At 74.6% G+C, this 13,210-nt stretch carries 12 protein-coding genes and 1 pseudogene; 8 read left to right on the top strand and 5 right to left on the bottom strand.

Annotation, left to right across the window (positions count from 1 at the left end):
- From IEZ12_RS40100 to IEZ12_RS19390, 5 genes and pseudogenes are all read left to right on the top strand, one after another.
- Positions 1-461 (top strand): annotated as a pseudogene (locus IEZ12_RS40100) (hypothetical protein); the annotation flags it as partial.
- 379 nt (positions 462-840) lie between these two features.
- Positions 841-1,005, top strand: a complete 165-nt coding sequence (locus IEZ12_RS19405; protein ID WP_189273132.1) for a hypothetical protein — start codon at positions 841-843, stop codon at positions 1,003-1,005.
- Positions 1,006-1,081: 76 nt separating this feature from the next.
- Entirely contained in the window at positions 1,082-1,375 is a 294-nt protein-coding gene (locus IEZ12_RS19400; protein WP_043915225.1) for a Dabb family protein, read from the top strand.
- 206 nt (positions 1,376-1,581) lie between these two features.
- Positions 1,582-2,439: an RNA polymerase sigma factor SigF gene (locus tag IEZ12_RS19395; RefSeq protein WP_373295499.1), complete on the top strand. Its 858-nt coding sequence runs from the start codon at positions 1,582-1,584 to the stop codon at positions 2,437-2,439.
- 174 nt (positions 2,440-2,613) lie between these two features.
- Entirely contained in the window at positions 2,614-3,435 is an 822-nt protein-coding gene (locus IEZ12_RS19390) for an RNA polymerase sigma factor SigF (RefSeq protein ID WP_373295501.1), read from the top strand.
- Between the two features lie 18 nt (positions 3,436-3,453).
- Here IEZ12_RS19390 and IEZ12_RS19385 read toward each other — a convergent pair whose 3' ends face one another.
- Both IEZ12_RS19385 and IEZ12_RS19380 read right to left on the bottom strand, forming a co-directional pair.
- Positions 3,454-4,302, bottom strand: a complete 849-nt coding sequence (locus tag IEZ12_RS19385) for a tyrosine-protein phosphatase (protein ID WP_189273130.1) — start codon at positions 4,300-4,302, stop codon at positions 3,454-3,456.
- 103 nt (positions 4,303-4,405) lie between these two features.
- Entirely contained in the window at positions 4,406-4,609 is a 204-nt protein-coding gene (locus IEZ12_RS19380; protein WP_043915228.1) for a hypothetical protein, read from the bottom strand.
- 150 nt (positions 4,610-4,759) lie between these two features.
- On the opposite strand from IEZ12_RS19380, the gene IEZ12_RS19375 reads away from it, so the two are divergent.
- A complete protein-coding gene (locus IEZ12_RS19375) occupies positions 4,760-5,716 on the top strand; it encodes an aldo/keto reductase (protein WP_189273129.1) in 957 nt (318 codons plus the stop codon).
- A 73-nt stretch (positions 5,717-5,789) separates the two neighbouring features.
- On the opposite strand, the gene IEZ12_RS19370 is transcribed toward IEZ12_RS19375, so the two are convergent.
- The 3 genes from IEZ12_RS19370 to IEZ12_RS19360 all read right to left on the bottom strand — a co-directional run bounded on the left by IEZ12_RS19370 (position 5,790) and on the right by IEZ12_RS19360 (position 11,236).
- Positions 5,790-6,743: a C40 family peptidase gene (locus IEZ12_RS19370; RefSeq protein WP_189273128.1), complete on the bottom strand. Its 954-nt coding sequence runs from the start codon at positions 6,741-6,743 to the stop codon at positions 5,790-5,792.
- Positions 6,740-8,080: an SPFH domain-containing protein gene (locus IEZ12_RS19365; protein ID WP_189273127.1), complete on the bottom strand. Its 1,341-nt coding sequence runs from the start codon at positions 8,078-8,080 to the stop codon at positions 6,740-6,742. Before IEZ12_RS19365 ends, IEZ12_RS19370 begins: the two co-directional genes overlap by 4 nt.
- A gap of 192 nt (positions 8,081-8,272) precedes the next feature.
- Positions 8,273-11,236 (bottom strand): Ig-like domain-containing protein, encoded by a 2,964-nt coding sequence (locus IEZ12_RS19360; RefSeq protein ID WP_189273126.1) that lies wholly within the window; start codon positions 11,234-11,236, stop codon positions 8,273-8,275.
- Positions 11,237-11,474: 238 nt separating this feature from the next.
- On the opposite strand from IEZ12_RS19360, the gene IEZ12_RS19355 reads away from it, so the two are divergent.
- Both IEZ12_RS19355 and IEZ12_RS19350 read left to right on the top strand, forming a co-directional pair.
- Positions 11,475-11,951, top strand: coding sequence for a globin domain-containing protein (locus IEZ12_RS19355; protein ID WP_229847694.1), 477 nt, complete (start codon positions 11,475-11,477; stop codon positions 11,949-11,951).
- An 11-nt stretch (positions 11,952-11,962) separates the two neighbouring features.
- Positions 11,963-13,171 carry a globin domain-containing protein gene (locus IEZ12_RS19350; protein ID WP_189273124.1) on the top strand — a complete coding sequence of 403 codons (1,209 nt, stop codon included), beginning with the start codon at positions 11,963-11,965 and terminating at the stop codon, positions 13,169-13,171.
- Positions 13,172-13,210 lie beyond the last annotated feature (39 nt).

The raw sequence follows: 13,210 nt of genomic DNA, 5'->3' as shown, positions 1-13,210 counted from the left end.
TGCGGGCGCTGCTGGCGCACCGGCCGGGCGATCCGGCGGTGCGGGCGCTGCTGCGGGAGCGGGCGGTGGCGGACACCTCGGCGGGGATCCGGGCGATCGCGCTGCACGCGCTGTCCCGCGACCGGGCGACCCGGCCGGCCGGGCTGCTGCGGGAGCGGGCGGTGGCGGACCCGGATCCGCTGCCGCGCCGGGTGGCGCTGCGGGCGCTGGCGGCCGACCCGGAGGTGGCGGAGTTCCTGCGGCTGCGGGCGGTGGCGGACGGTGACGAGGAGGCGCGGATCGCGGCGCTGCGGGCGCTGGCGTTCGCCTTCCCGGGGGTGCGGACGGTGGAGCTGCTGGCGGCCCGGGCGCGGGCGGAGCGGCTGCCGGGGGTGGCGGTGGAGGCGGCCCGGCTGGGCGAGGCACTGCGTTCGCCGGGGGCGCCGTGGACGACGGACGGCCCCGCACTTCCGGGCGGTTGACCACCGTGCCTCGGACGTGCGGAGCCGGGACGAACCTCACGGTCCGCGAGGGGGGCGGCAGCTCCGGGGGGACGAGCTGCCGCCCCGGAGCGGAGGTCCCACAACCGGGTCCGCGTCGGGGGGAAGCCGCGGTGCCCGGTCCCACAGCGGGGACCTCCGGATCGCCGTACCGGGGATTCCTGCCAGATCCTCGGTACATCAACCATCCTGCCGTGCCATCGGGACGGGCACACCCGGAGAAAGCCCTGCCCGCGCAGGACCTTCGTCCTGGCGGGTGAACACGGTCCTCACCCCTTGCGCCGTCCGGTGGATAAGCTGCGGGTGGCAGGGTCGTGCGGGGAGAGGACGGCGGCCCGACTCAGGGAGGCAGGCGCGTTCGATGGCTCAGGCGAAGAAGGTGGCCATGTGGATCGTGGTCATCTTCGTCATCTACACGATCATCACCTCGCCGGTGCGCGCCGCCGAGCTGGTGCAGTCCGGCTTCGTCGGGATCTCGGACGCGGCCAAGGCCGTCGGGTCGTTCATGACCGGACTGGTCCGCTAGTACCGTTTGCGTGGTTCGTCCTTCGGGGGCGCTCCCCGGCCGGGGCGTGCCCTCCTGATCCGCGAGGAGCGGCATCGTGATCCGGCACCTGGTCCTGTTCAAGCTCAATGACGGCGTCGGCAAGGACGACCCGCGGGCCCTGGCGGGCGCGAAGGCCTTCGAGGAGCTGGGCGCGCTGATCCCGGAGCTGCGTGAGTGGGAGTGCGGCTGGAACATCACCGAGCGGGACATCGCCCACGACTTCGCGATCAACAGCCTGGTCGAGGACCGCGACGCGCTGGCCGCCTACCTGGGCCACCCGGCCCATCAGGCCGCCGCCGGGCAGTGGCGTTCCTTCGCCACCTGGGTGATCGCCGACCTGGAGGTCTGACCGCCCGTCACCCCCCGCCGTACCCGTACGACCACCGCGACCCCCCGCCTGTCGAACAGGCCGGGGGTCGCGGCGCGCTCCGCCGAATGCTGGACAGGGCGTCAACACGCCTCTGTCGGGTGCTTGCCCGGCCGCAGAGCGACTTGTGATGCTATGACCGGTTTTGACGGAAATTTTGGCGAGGTGGTCCACAAGGGAGGGGTGACGTGTCGGTGCGGACGCAGGGCAGCAGTGCGCCGGAGGACCGGGCCGAAGAGCTGCCGGACCCGGTCGAGCTGGCCGCCCGCCGCCCCGGCGGGCGCGGCGCGATCGACGTCCGGACGCTCACCCGGGTGCTGTTCGAACGGCTCGCCGAACTGTCGTCCGACGCCCCCGAACGCACCCGGGTCCGGGCCGCCCTGATCGAGATCAACATCCCGCTGGTCCGCTACGCCGCCACCCGCTTCCGCAGCCGCAGCGAACCGATGGAGGACATCGTCCAGGTCGGCACCATCGGCCTGATCAACGCCATCGACCGGTTCGACCCGACCCGCGGCGTGCAGTTCCCCACCTACGCGCTGCCCACCATCCTCGGCGAGATCAAGCGCTACTTCCGCGACAACGTCCGCACCATGCACGTGCCGCGCCGGCTCCAGGAGCTGTGGGTCCAGGTCAGCGGCGCCATGGAGGAGCTGACGATCACGCACGGCCGGGCCCCCAAGGTCCCCGAGATCGCCGCCAACCTGCGTATCCCCGAGGAGGACGTCCGGGCCTGCCTGGACGCCGGCCGCGCCTACAACGCCGCCTCCCTGGAGGCCGCCCAGGAGCACGAGGGCGGGCTCGCCCTGCTGGACCGGCTCGGCTACGAGGACTCCGCCCTCACCGACGTCGAACACCGCGACATGGTCCGCCACCTGCTGGTCCAACTCCCCGAACGGGAACGGCGGATCATCATGCTGCGGTTCTTCGCCAACCTCACCCAGTCGCAGATCTCCACCGAACTCGGCATGTCCCAGATGCACGTCTCCCGACTGCTCTCGCGGATCCTCACCCGGCTGCGCACCGGCAACTCCTGGGAGGAGTGAACCGCCCGACGCCACTCCTCGGGGACGACTGGCCGCGATCGGGTTTGCCGGGCCCGATGATCCGGTATTGAGCAGGAGGACACGTCAGTGGGGGGCCGCCGCACGGAGCGGCACCCGTTCGGCAGGCAGTCACAAGGGGGTGGGCGCGTGTTCACAGAACAGGGCAGTGCGGTCATCGAGTCCGTCGTCGTACCGATCCCGGCCCAGGCCGGTCCCGCCGAGGCCCCCGACCGGGCGCTCGACACCCGTACGCTGTCCCGCTCGCTGTTTCACAGGCTCGCCGCCCTGGAGCCCGACAGCGCCGAGCACGGCTACGTCCGCGACACACTGATCGAGCTCAACCTGCCGCTGGTCAGGTACGCGTCCGCGCGCTTCCGCAGCCGCAACGAGCCGATGGAGGACATCGTCCAGGTCGGCACCATCGGCCTGATCAAGGCCATCGACCGGTTCGACCCGGAGCGCGGCGTCGAGTTCCCGACCTTCGCCATGCCCACCGTGGTCGGCGAGATCAAGCGCTTCTTCCGCGACACCAGCTGGTCGGTGCGCGTCCCGCGCCGCCTCCAGGAACTCCGGCTGGCCCTCACCAAGGCCGGCGACGAGCTCTCCCAGCGGCTCGACCGCTCCCCCACCGTCCCCGAACTCGCCGCTTACCTCGGCGTCTCCGAGGACGACGTGGTCGAGGGCCTCGCCGTCGGCAACGCGTACACCGCCAGCTCCCTCGACTCCAGCCCCGGCGAGGACGACGGCGGCGACGGCCCGCTCGCCGACCGCCTCGGCTACGAGGACCTCGCGCTCGAAGGCGTCGAGTACCGCGAGTCGCTGAAGCCGCTGCTGGCCAAGCTCCCGCCGCGCGAACGCCGCATCATCATGCTGCGGTTCTTCGGCAACCTGACGCAGTCCCAGATCGGCGAGGAGATCGGCATCTCGCAGATGCACGTCTCGCGGCTGCTCACCAAGACCCTCGCGCACCTCCGGGAAGGCCTCACCAGCGAGTAGTCGGGGGCCCGCGAGCCCCTAGACGGTGCAGGTCGCCCGAAGCGTCAGAAGGTGATCGCCCGTCAGGCCGAGGCCGTCGTGCCAGAAGTCCTCGAAGGTGGGCCAGCCGGAGGCGAGTTCGTCGAAGGCGGCGTTGAGGTAAAACGTTTCGGCGCGGGCCAGCGGGCGCATCAGCGGGTCCACCCGGGCGATCCGCGTCGCGGCGCGCTCGTTGGTGAGGAGGTAGTCGGCGAGGACCGCCTCCCGGTCCACGCCGAGGGCGGTGAGCAGCAGGGCAGCCGTCCAGCCGGTGCGGTCCTTGCCGGCGGTGCAGTGGAACAGGACGGGGCGGCCGTCCGCCTCGGCGATCAGTCGCAGGACGGTGGCGAAGCGGGAGCGGGCCAGCGGGTCGGTGACGAACCAGCGGTACATCGAGGTCATCATCGCGGTGCCGCGCCCGTCGCCGAGCACGGCGTGCATCGCGTCCGGTTCGCCGCTGCCCAGGGCCCGCCGCAGGTCCACGTAGAGGTCGAAGTCGGCGGAGAACACCGGCAGGTGGTGCAGGGCCGGGCCGAGGCCGTCCGGGGAGGGCACGCTGAGGGTCGCGGCGGCGTCCATCGGCAGGACCGCCGTCGGCAGGCCGGGGACCAGGTCGGCGCCGAGTTGGCGGACCTCGTCCAGGCTGCGCAGGTCGACGACGTGGCGCAGGCCGAGCGCGCCGAGCAGTTCGCGGTCGCGCTCGCCGAGGCGGCTCAGCGCCTCGGTGCGCAGCAGCAGGCCGGGGCGGACGGTGCGGCCGCCGGCGGTGCGGTAGCCGCCCAGGTCCCGGGCGTTGACGGCGGCCGCCAGGCCGAGGCTGCGGGCGGTCTCGGTGGACGGCGCGGACACGGGGCCTCCTGGCGGGCTGCGGCGGTTGCCGCCAGTGTAGGCGCGCCGACCCGCGGGACCGTCCGGGACGTCCGGCCGGCCCCGGGCGGGCGGGCTCCGGGAATTACTTGACGGCCAGCCAGATCACGCCGACCACGACCGCCAGGGCCACGACGGCCCCGATGACGATCAGCGGGGTGCGGCTCGACGAGGAACTGCTGCTGCCGTAGGTGGTGACGGTGCCCGGGGCCTGCGCGGCCGGGGCCTCGTCGACGAACGCCCGGAACATCTGGGTGGAGCCGGCGGGGTCGTAGTCGTTGTCAGCCATGGACGGGACTCTAGCCAACCCCGACGGCCCGCCGACACCCCGGACCCCACTGCGGGCGCACTCTGCACGGAGCCCTCACCTCGGACGACAGCCCGGTGAACAACCGGTCGCACCGGAATGAAGCAGGACCCGAACGGGTTGTCCTCGGGCATGACTTCCACTGACACCTCCCGGGTGACGCTCGGCGCCTCCGACCTCGCCGTGTCCCAACTCTCCCTCGGCGGAAACGTGTTCGGCTGGACGGCCGACGAGGAACAGTCCTTCGCGGTGCTCGACGCGTACGCGGCGGCGGGCGGCAACTTCGTCGACACCGCCGACGTCTACTCCTCGTGGGCGCCGGGCAACTCCGGCGGCGAGTCCGAGACGGTGATCGGCAACTGGCTGCGCAGCCGCGGCAATCGCGAGCAGATCGTGGTCGCCACCAAGGCCGGCATGGCGCCCGGCCTGGACAACCTGAGGCGCGACACCGTGCGGCGCGCCGTCGAGGGCTCGCTGCGCCGGCTGGGCGTCGAGCGGATCGACCTGTTCTACACCCACCGGGACGACCTGGACACGCCGGTCGAGGAGATCGTCACGACCCTGGACGAGCTGGTCCGCGAGGGCAAGGTGCGGGAGCTCGCGGCGTCCAACATCGGCCCGGAGCGGCTCGCCGCCTCGCTGGAGTTCGCCGCCCGCGAGGGCCTGGCCCGGTACGTGGCGGTGCAGCCGCACTACAACCTGGTCTCCCGCGACACCTACGAGGGCGACCTGGCCGGGGTGGTCGCCGCGCACGGCCTGTCCGCCGTCCCCTACTACGCGCTCGCCTCGGGCTTCCTGACCGGCAAGTACCGGCCCGGCGCGCAGGTGGACAGCGCCCGGGCGCAGGGCGCGTCCCGGCACCTGGAGACGGCGCGCGGCCCGCGGGTGCTGGCCGCGCTGGACGAGGTCGCGGCCGCGCACGGCGCCGAGGTCTCCTCCGTGGCGCTGGCCTGGCTGGCCGCGCAGCCCACGGTCGCCGCGCCGCTGGCCAGCGCCCGCACCGTCGAGCAGCTGCCCGCGCTGCTGGCCGCCGCCTCGCTGCGGCTGACCGAGGCCGAGCTGAAGCTGCTGGACGGCGCGTCGGCCTGATCGTCCGTCAACACCACGGCGGCGCCCCTCCCGCGGCTGCGGGAGGGGCGCCGCCGCGGTGTGGCGTGCCCGGTCAGGGGCGGCCGAAGAAGTCGGGGTAGTAGCCGCTGTTCAGGTGGGAGACACGGACGTTCTTGCCGGGGCGGGGGGCTTCGACGTACGTCCCGTCCCCGAGGTAGATCGCGACGTGGTGGATGCCGGAGACCCGGCCGTTGCTGGACCAGAAGATCAGGTCGCCGCGCTGGAGCTGCTTCGAGGTGATCGGGGTGCTGGCCCGGTACTGGTCGTCGGCGACCCGCGGGGTGGACACCCCGGCCCGGCGGAACGCCTGCTGGACCAGGCCCGAGCAGTCGAAGCCGTTCGGCCCGTTGCCGCCCCACACGTAGGGCTTGCCGACCTGCGCCAGCGCGTACGACAACGCGGCCTCGACGCCGCTCGCCGCGGGCGCGGCCGGCTTCAGGGGCTGGGCGGTGGAGCCGGAGCCGCCCCCGCCGGTGCGGGAGACGTACACGTCGTAGTGGCTGGTGTAGCGCCACTCGCCGGCGGCGTTCCTGAACCAGTAGACCTTGCCGTCCCAGCCCTGCCGGATCCCGCCGGACGAGGACTGCGAGGAGCCGGAGCCCTGCGGCTGCGACTGGCCCTTGGAGCCGCCGGTGCGCTCCAGGTAGACGTTGTGCCACTGGGTGTAGCGCCACTCGCCGGACGCGTTCTTGAACCAGTAGACGTGACCGTCCCAGCCGGGGCCGGACGGGGCGGGCATGGCGTGCGCGGTGGTCGCGCCCAGGCCCAGGCCGACGGCTCCCGCGCCGGCCAGCACGGTGGTGGCCAGACAGGTCGAGCGCACGGCGCGGTGTATTCGGCCCGCCCGCTCGACGGCGCCCGGGGCGGCGGCCGGGGCGGGGCGGGTGCACTCCGCGCACCGGCAGGCCGACGGCCCGGCGGATTCGGCGAAGCCCAGCAGTGGAGCGCCCGACCAGTCGGGCAGATCGGCGGGGTCGGTGGATATCGAGGCGAGCGGGTTCGTCACGCGGGCTTCCCTTCCTTGCGGCCCGGCCGGGCGGCCGGGGCAGGCACCGAGGCGGTCACCCCGGCCGGGGCGACGAACGCGACCAGCAGCTGCTCCATCAGGGCGCTGCGCGCGCTGTCGTCCAACTCGTGGGCGGTGGCGCGCTCCAGGCGGCGCACCGCGAGTGCCGCGGCCTCCACGGCGTCGTCCACCAGGACGGTCCGCAGCCCGGCGTCCAGATCGGCCAGTCGGCGCCGGCGCATCGACTCGGCGACCTCCGGCGCGTAGTCCAGGGTCAGCGGCTGCACCGAGTACACCTCGACGCCCGCCGGGGCGGTCTCCGCGGCCAGCGCCCGGGTCAGCTCGTCGGCGAACCACTGGCCGTCCCGCAGCGCGGGCCCGGGGGCCGAGTTGGAGTCGCACGGCAGGACGGAGGACGTTCGGGTCAGAACGGCCTGCACCTGCTCGCGCAGATACGTTTCATGGTCGGCGATGCCCAGGGTGACCCGGGCGGTGTCCTTGACCCGCCACACGATCAGCACCCGCACCAGCAGTGGAGTGCCGGTCCGGTCGGTGACCTGCACCGGCTCGCTGCGCCAGTGGCGCAGCCGGACGTCCACCCGGCGGCGGCGCACCAGCGGGTTCACCCACAGCAGGCCGGTGCGGCGCACGGTGCCCCGGTAGCGGCCCCAGCGGGTCAGCACCCGGGTCTCGCCGCCCGGGTTGGACAGCAGCCCGCCGATCGCCAGCAGCATCGCCAGGCCGATCGCGCTGACCGTGCTGATGGTCCGGTCGTCGACCTGGACCCCGTCGGCCTTCACGGCGGCGGTGCGCACGTCCGGCAGGCCCGACAGGTGCGGGACCACCCCGGCGCGGGCCAGCACCAGCAGCACGCCGGCGGTGCCGAGCAGCAGCGCCAGCAGCGGCAGCCAGCCCGGCAGGGCGAACGCCGGGCGCTCGCGCAGCGACTGGTCGGCGCGCGGCGGGCGCCGGTGGGTGGCGGCGTCCGCGACCGTCGGGTGGGCGGTGGACCCGGCCCGGTCGGACCGGCCCGCGCCGGACGGCCGCGGCCCGCCCGAGTCGGCGGGTTCCGACGTCGTCCGCGGGCCGGGCGGGAACGCGGACGGCTCGTCCGCGCCGACCGCCGGCAGGGCCGCCGCTTCGACGGTCGGGAGCTGCTGGGTCGGCGCACTCCGGTCGAGCGGCTCCTCGGCCGGCGCGGCGGGCCTGATCAGCGGGTTGTTCACCGCCTGGGCGACCGCCTTGGACAGTTGGGTCGCACCGACGGGGTCGGCGGGGGGTTCGGCGGCGGAGGGCCAGGAACGGGGTCGCGGCGACGAGTCGCGGGTGACGTCCATGCACGTGTCCTAAGGGTTCAGAGTGTCGCGCAACGGGCGGCCCGGATCTGACGGGCAGTGCCGGGGACCCAGGCTAGGCTGATTGATCATCAAATGCGACGAATGCCATCCGGTGTGTCGCTATGTCGGAAAACACGTCGCCCGAGGTGCTGCCCGCCGCACACCGCGGGGCGGGCAGCACCGAACCGGCCGTCAACGACGGCGGGCACTCCTCCGACGGCGGCCGAACACCCGCCGCGCCAGCAGCCCGAAACCCGCCGCGATCAGCAGCGCCCCGCAGGCCAGGCCGCGCCACCCGGTGGCCGCCGCCCGACGCTCGGCCGCCGCCACGCCGCCCGGCGGCGGCGCCGACGTCCGCCCCCGCACGGCCTCGTCCGCCGACGAGCCGGTCGGCTCGGCCGACGCGACGACCGGAGCCGACGGGGCACCGACCCGGGCGGCCGAGGGCGTGGGCGTGGGCGAGGCCGGGACCGACGGCACCGGGCTCGGGCTCGGCGCACCCGTGGACGGCGCGGCCGTCGGCGACGGGCTGCCGGACGGCGCGCCTGCCGCGTCCGGGGCATCGGCCGCGAACGGCGACTGACCGCCCGTCAGCGTCGGCTTCAGGAAGGGCGGCGCCGGTTCCACGACCGGTCCGGGCTCCTGCGCCGACGGCGCGCCGGAAGCCGGAGCGGAGGCCGAGGCGGAGCCGGACGCGACCGGGCCGGTGCCCGCCGTCGGCGCCGGCGTCGGCTCCGCCGGCACCACGATCGGCAGCAGCTCCGGCGGCACCGGCACGGCAGGGAGCGTGCTCGCCGGGGAGACCGCGGCCGAGGCGGACGGGCTCGTCGCGGCCGGACTGCGGGAAGGCGGCGCGGCCGGCGAGGCCGTGGCCGAGGGGGCGCCCGACGGCGTGGCCGCCGCCGTCGACGGCTTCGGTGCGCTCGGCGACGGTGCGGTGCTGCTGCCGCCGGCCGACGAGCCGGGCACCCGGACTGCGACGGGACCGCCCGCGGTGCCGTTGCCCGCCGGGTCGGTGGCGGTGGCGATCAGTGTGACGTCGCCGCCCGCCAGGTCGTGGGTGGCGGTGCAGGACCAGCTGCCGTCGGCGGCCGCCACGGCGCTGCACACGGTGACGCGGTCGTGCCCGCTCCGGCCGGCCGTGACGGTGACGGTGGAGCCGGGCTCGGCGCGGCCGGTGATCACGGGCCGGGCGGAGTGCAGGAGTTCACCGGCGGTCGGCGAGAGCAGCTGCGGCTTGTCGGGCGCCACGGTGTCCACCGTGAGCTCGACGGGCTTGCCGTCGGAGGTGTTGCCGGCCCCGTCGCGGGCGTGCGGGGTGAGCCGGCGGACGCCGTCGGCCAGGTTCTCCACCGGTAGGCAGGACCAACTGCCGTCGGCGGCGACGCCGGTGGAGCACAGGTCGAGCTCCTCCGGCCTGCCGTCCGCGGAGACGGTGACGGTGGAACCGGGTTCGCCGAGCCCGGTGACCAGCAGCCCCGGGTCGTTGCTGTAGGCGGGCAGGGTGAGCACGGGGGCGGTCGGCGCCGTGGTCTTGACGGTCAGTCGGAACGGCTCGCCGCGCAGCACGGCCTCGCGGGTGGTCTCCGCCAGGACGAGGGTGTGGGTGCTCTCGCCGAGCGCGTTGTCGGGGCGGCAGTTCCAGCTGCCGTCGTCGCCGACCTGCGCGAGGCACAGGGCGGTGCCGTTCTCCTGGACGGCGATGCCCGATCCGGCGACGGCGCCGTCGCCGCGGAACTCGGGGCGGGTCTCGCCGGTGACGGCGCCGGGGATCGGCAGCGCGATCTCCGGCCCGGGGGCGGCGGGGCCGACCGTCAACGCGATCCGCTGGTCGACGACCTGCCCGGAGTCGGCGAAGCCGTCGGGGGCGGCGAGTTGGGAGGCGTCGCGGGCCATCCGGAGCCGGACCCAGGTGTCGCCGCCGGCGGCGGCGGCCGGGACCTTCCACTCCAGCTGGGCGCTGCTCGCCCCGGCGGGAACGCCGGTCTGCACCCGCTCCGCCGGGTCGAACCGCCCGTTGTGGTCGAAGTCGATCCAGCCGGCCAGCACCGCGGGCCCGGCGCCGGGGCTGACCGGCACCTCGGCCCGGTAGGTGCGCCCGGCGGCGGTCTCGGTGGGGAGGGTGAGGCTCGGGTCGGCGCCCCGGTAGTCGGCCCGGCCGGGCCGGAGCGGGGGCGGCGCCGGGTTGGCCCAGGGGCTGCGCCGGTCCGCCGCGGCGGCGCTCTCCGCGCCGGGGGCGAGCGGGCCGGTGGCGGCGGCGGGCGGGACGGGCAGCACCGGCTTCTCGACGGTCTGGGCCAGACCGGGCCGGGAGCGGGTGGCGGCCGGGGTGGCGTCCTGCCCGAGGAACAGGTCGGAGAGCAGGTGGGAGGCGTTGCCGTAGCTCTCCGGGGCGCTGCCGAGGCCCTCGTCGACGGTGACCGTCCACGTCCGGCCGAGCGCCGCGGGCGGTGTGGTGGAGCCGTCCCGGGCGGTGGAGCGCTGTTCGACGCGCAGGTCGACGGTGCTGACGGTGCCGGCCAGTTCGAGGGTGCCGGCGCCGTCGGCGTCGCCGTCGCGGGCGCCGTCCGCGGCGGGGGCGAGTTCGCCGGGGCCGACCGTCCAGCCCGCCCAGCCGGCGCGGCCGACCAGGGCGGGGGCGGCGGGGCTGCCGCCGGCGACCGTCAGCCGGGTGCTGGTGCCGGTGGTGCCGCCCTTGCCGGTGGACAGCCCGGTCAGGCCGCTGAGGTGCAGGCGGGGGTTGCGCACGGGGCTGGAGAAGGAGAGCCGCAGGGTGCCGAGGGCGCGCCAGGAGCCGTCCGCCCGGGGCTGGTCCTCGACGGCGCGGAAGGTCTCGGCGGGGTCGCCGGGGCGGATGCCGTCGCTGTAGGCGCTGCCGGTCCGTTCGGCGAGCCGGCCGGGCGCGGCCTCGACGCTCGTGCCGGGGGCGGCCGTCCAGTCGAACTGGACGGCGAGCCCGGAGGGCAGTTGGGCGCGCCGACCGGCCGACCAGCTGCCCGGCGTCTGCTGGGCGGCGACCGGCGGGGTGCCGAGGCCGGTGAGCAGCCCGGTGGCGATCAGGGCGGTGGTGGTCCGGCCGATCCGGGGCCCGGGCCGGTCACGGTCGGCCGGGCGGGCGTCGGGGGCCGGGGCTCGGTGGAGGAACTGTCGGCACATCCGGCTCTCCTCTCGGTGTCTTCGTCCGCCGAATTCGCGGCCCAATGCCATGCACCCGAATGGCCATGACGATCAGACAAAAGGGAATCACGATCTGGTTTCGGTCATACCGCGACACCTGGCGAATTCGACCGACACCACCCGATTGGCGGTCACTCGTTCGGCAGCATCTGGATACCCGTCGGGCCGGGCTTCAACTCGCCCAAGCAGGCATCAATCGGACGCTACTGTCCAGTACTTGACTGATCATCAGGTCACCCTGTTGGAATTGGTGTGTTTATCAGTAGAGTCGGCCGCCGTGACCATTGATTCCGCGCTCATCAAAAGCAGCTTCGCCGCCGTCGAGCCTCGCGGCAGCGAGATCACCACATACTTCTACGCCCATTTGTTCGAGCACAACCCTGATGTTCGCAAGCTCTTCGCCGAGCACCTCGACGAGCAGCAGGACCGCCTCTGGGCTGCGCTGACCACCCTGGTCGACAAGCTGGACGACACCGACACCGTGGTCGCCGTGCTGCAGGGCCTGGGCCGCCGGCACGCCGGCTACGGCGCCCTGCCCGCGCACTTCCCCGCCGTCGGCGCCAGCCTGCTGGCCGCCCTCGCGCACGTCGCCGGGGACGCCTGGACGCCGGAGGCCGAGGCCTCCTGGACCGCCCTGTACAGCGTCGTCACCGAGGTCATGGGCGGGGCACTGACCGAAGCCGCCACGGACTGAGGACCTCCCCGGTGCCCTTCGACCCCGCGGTCGTCCGTGCCGGCTTCGCCGTCGTCGAACGCCGGGCCGACCACCTGACCAAGTACTTCTACGCCCACCTGTTCACCAACAACCCGGGCGTCGAAGCACTGTTCCCGGCCCGGCTCGCCGAGCAGCGGGACCGCCTGTTCGCCGCCCTCACCCAACTGGTGCTGCGGCTGGAGGACCCGGAGAAGCCCACCGGCTACCTGGCGGCGCTCGGGCGCGACCACCGCAAGTTCCAGGCCGCGCCCGAGCACTACCCCGCCGTCGGCGCCAGCCTGATCGCCGCGCTGAAGCACTTCTCCGGCAACGCCTGGACGCCCGAGGTCGAGCAGGCCTGGGCGGAGGCGTACGGCGCCATCGCCCGGGCCATGATCGACGCGGCCGCGGCCGTCCCCGCCGACACCCCGCGCTGGTGGGACGCCGAGCTGACGGACGTCCGCCGGGCCGCCCCCGACCTGGCCGTGCTCACACTGCGGCCCGACCACCCGTACCCGTTCACCGCCGGCCAGTACCTGACCGTCAGCTCCGAGCGGCACCCGCAGGTCTGGCGGCCCTACTCCCCCGCCTGCGCACCACGGCCCGACAACACCCTGGAACTGCACGTCCGCCGGGTCCCCGACGGGCTGCTGTCCACCGCGCTGGTCAACGACGTCCGGCCCGGTGAGACCCTCCGGCTCGGCCCGCCGCTCGGCGAGGCCGTGCTCGCCGAGGGCTCCGAACGGCCGCTGCTGATGGTCGCCGCCGGCACCGGCTGGGCCCAGATCAAGGCCCTGCTGGAACAGCTCGTCCGGGACGGCGGGCGGTCCGCCACCGTGTTCGTCGCCGCCCGCGACGACCACGACCAGTACGACCTGGCCGCCCTGCACGACCTGGTGAAGGAACACGCCTGGCTGCACGCCGTGCTCTCGGCGCCCGCGCCCGGCGCGTCCCGCGGCGCCGCGATCCGGCTGCTCCGCGACGGCCTGCGCGACTACGGCGACTGCGCCGGCCACGACATCCACCTGTCCGGCCCGCCCGACCTCGCCCCCGCGCTCACCGCCCAACTCCTCGACCAGCACGCCGATCCCGCACTCGTCCGGCACGACCCGGTCACCGCCACGTTCAACCGCAGCCGCCCGCTCACGCCCGCGGAATGGTTCCTGGAGGAACGCGACGTGCCCTGGATCAACCGGACCGAACTCGGCCCGCCGACATGACGACGAAGGCCCCGGGTGGAAACCCGGGGCCTTCGGCTG

Origin of the sequence: Kitasatospora griseola (genome assembly GCF_014648555.1) — a bacterium.
GTDB lineage: Bacteria > Actinomycetota > Actinomycetes > Streptomycetales > Streptomycetaceae > Kitasatospora > Kitasatospora griseola.
This window is presented reverse-complemented; position numbering and strand designations above follow the sequence as displayed.

Coding starts and splice junctions, on each gene's coding strand:
- IEZ12_RS19405 (WP_189273132.1), top strand. CDS start 841: ATGGCTCAGGCGAAGAAGGTGGCCATGTGGATCGTGGTCATCTTCGTC.
- IEZ12_RS19380 (WP_043915228.1), bottom strand. CDS start 4,609: ATGGCTGACAACGACTACGACCCCGCCGGCTCCACCCAGATGTTCCGG.
- IEZ12_RS19375 (WP_189273129.1), top strand. CDS start 4,760: ATGACTTCCACTGACACCTCCCGGGTGACGCTCGGCGCCTCCGACCTC.
- IEZ12_RS19365 (WP_189273127.1), bottom strand. CDS start 8,080: ATGGACGTCACCCGCGACTCGTCGCCGCGACCCCGTTCCTGGCCCTCC.
- IEZ12_RS19360 (WP_189273126.1), bottom strand. CDS start 11,236: ATGTGCCGACAGTTCCTCCACCGAGCCCCGGCCCCCGACGCCCGCCCG.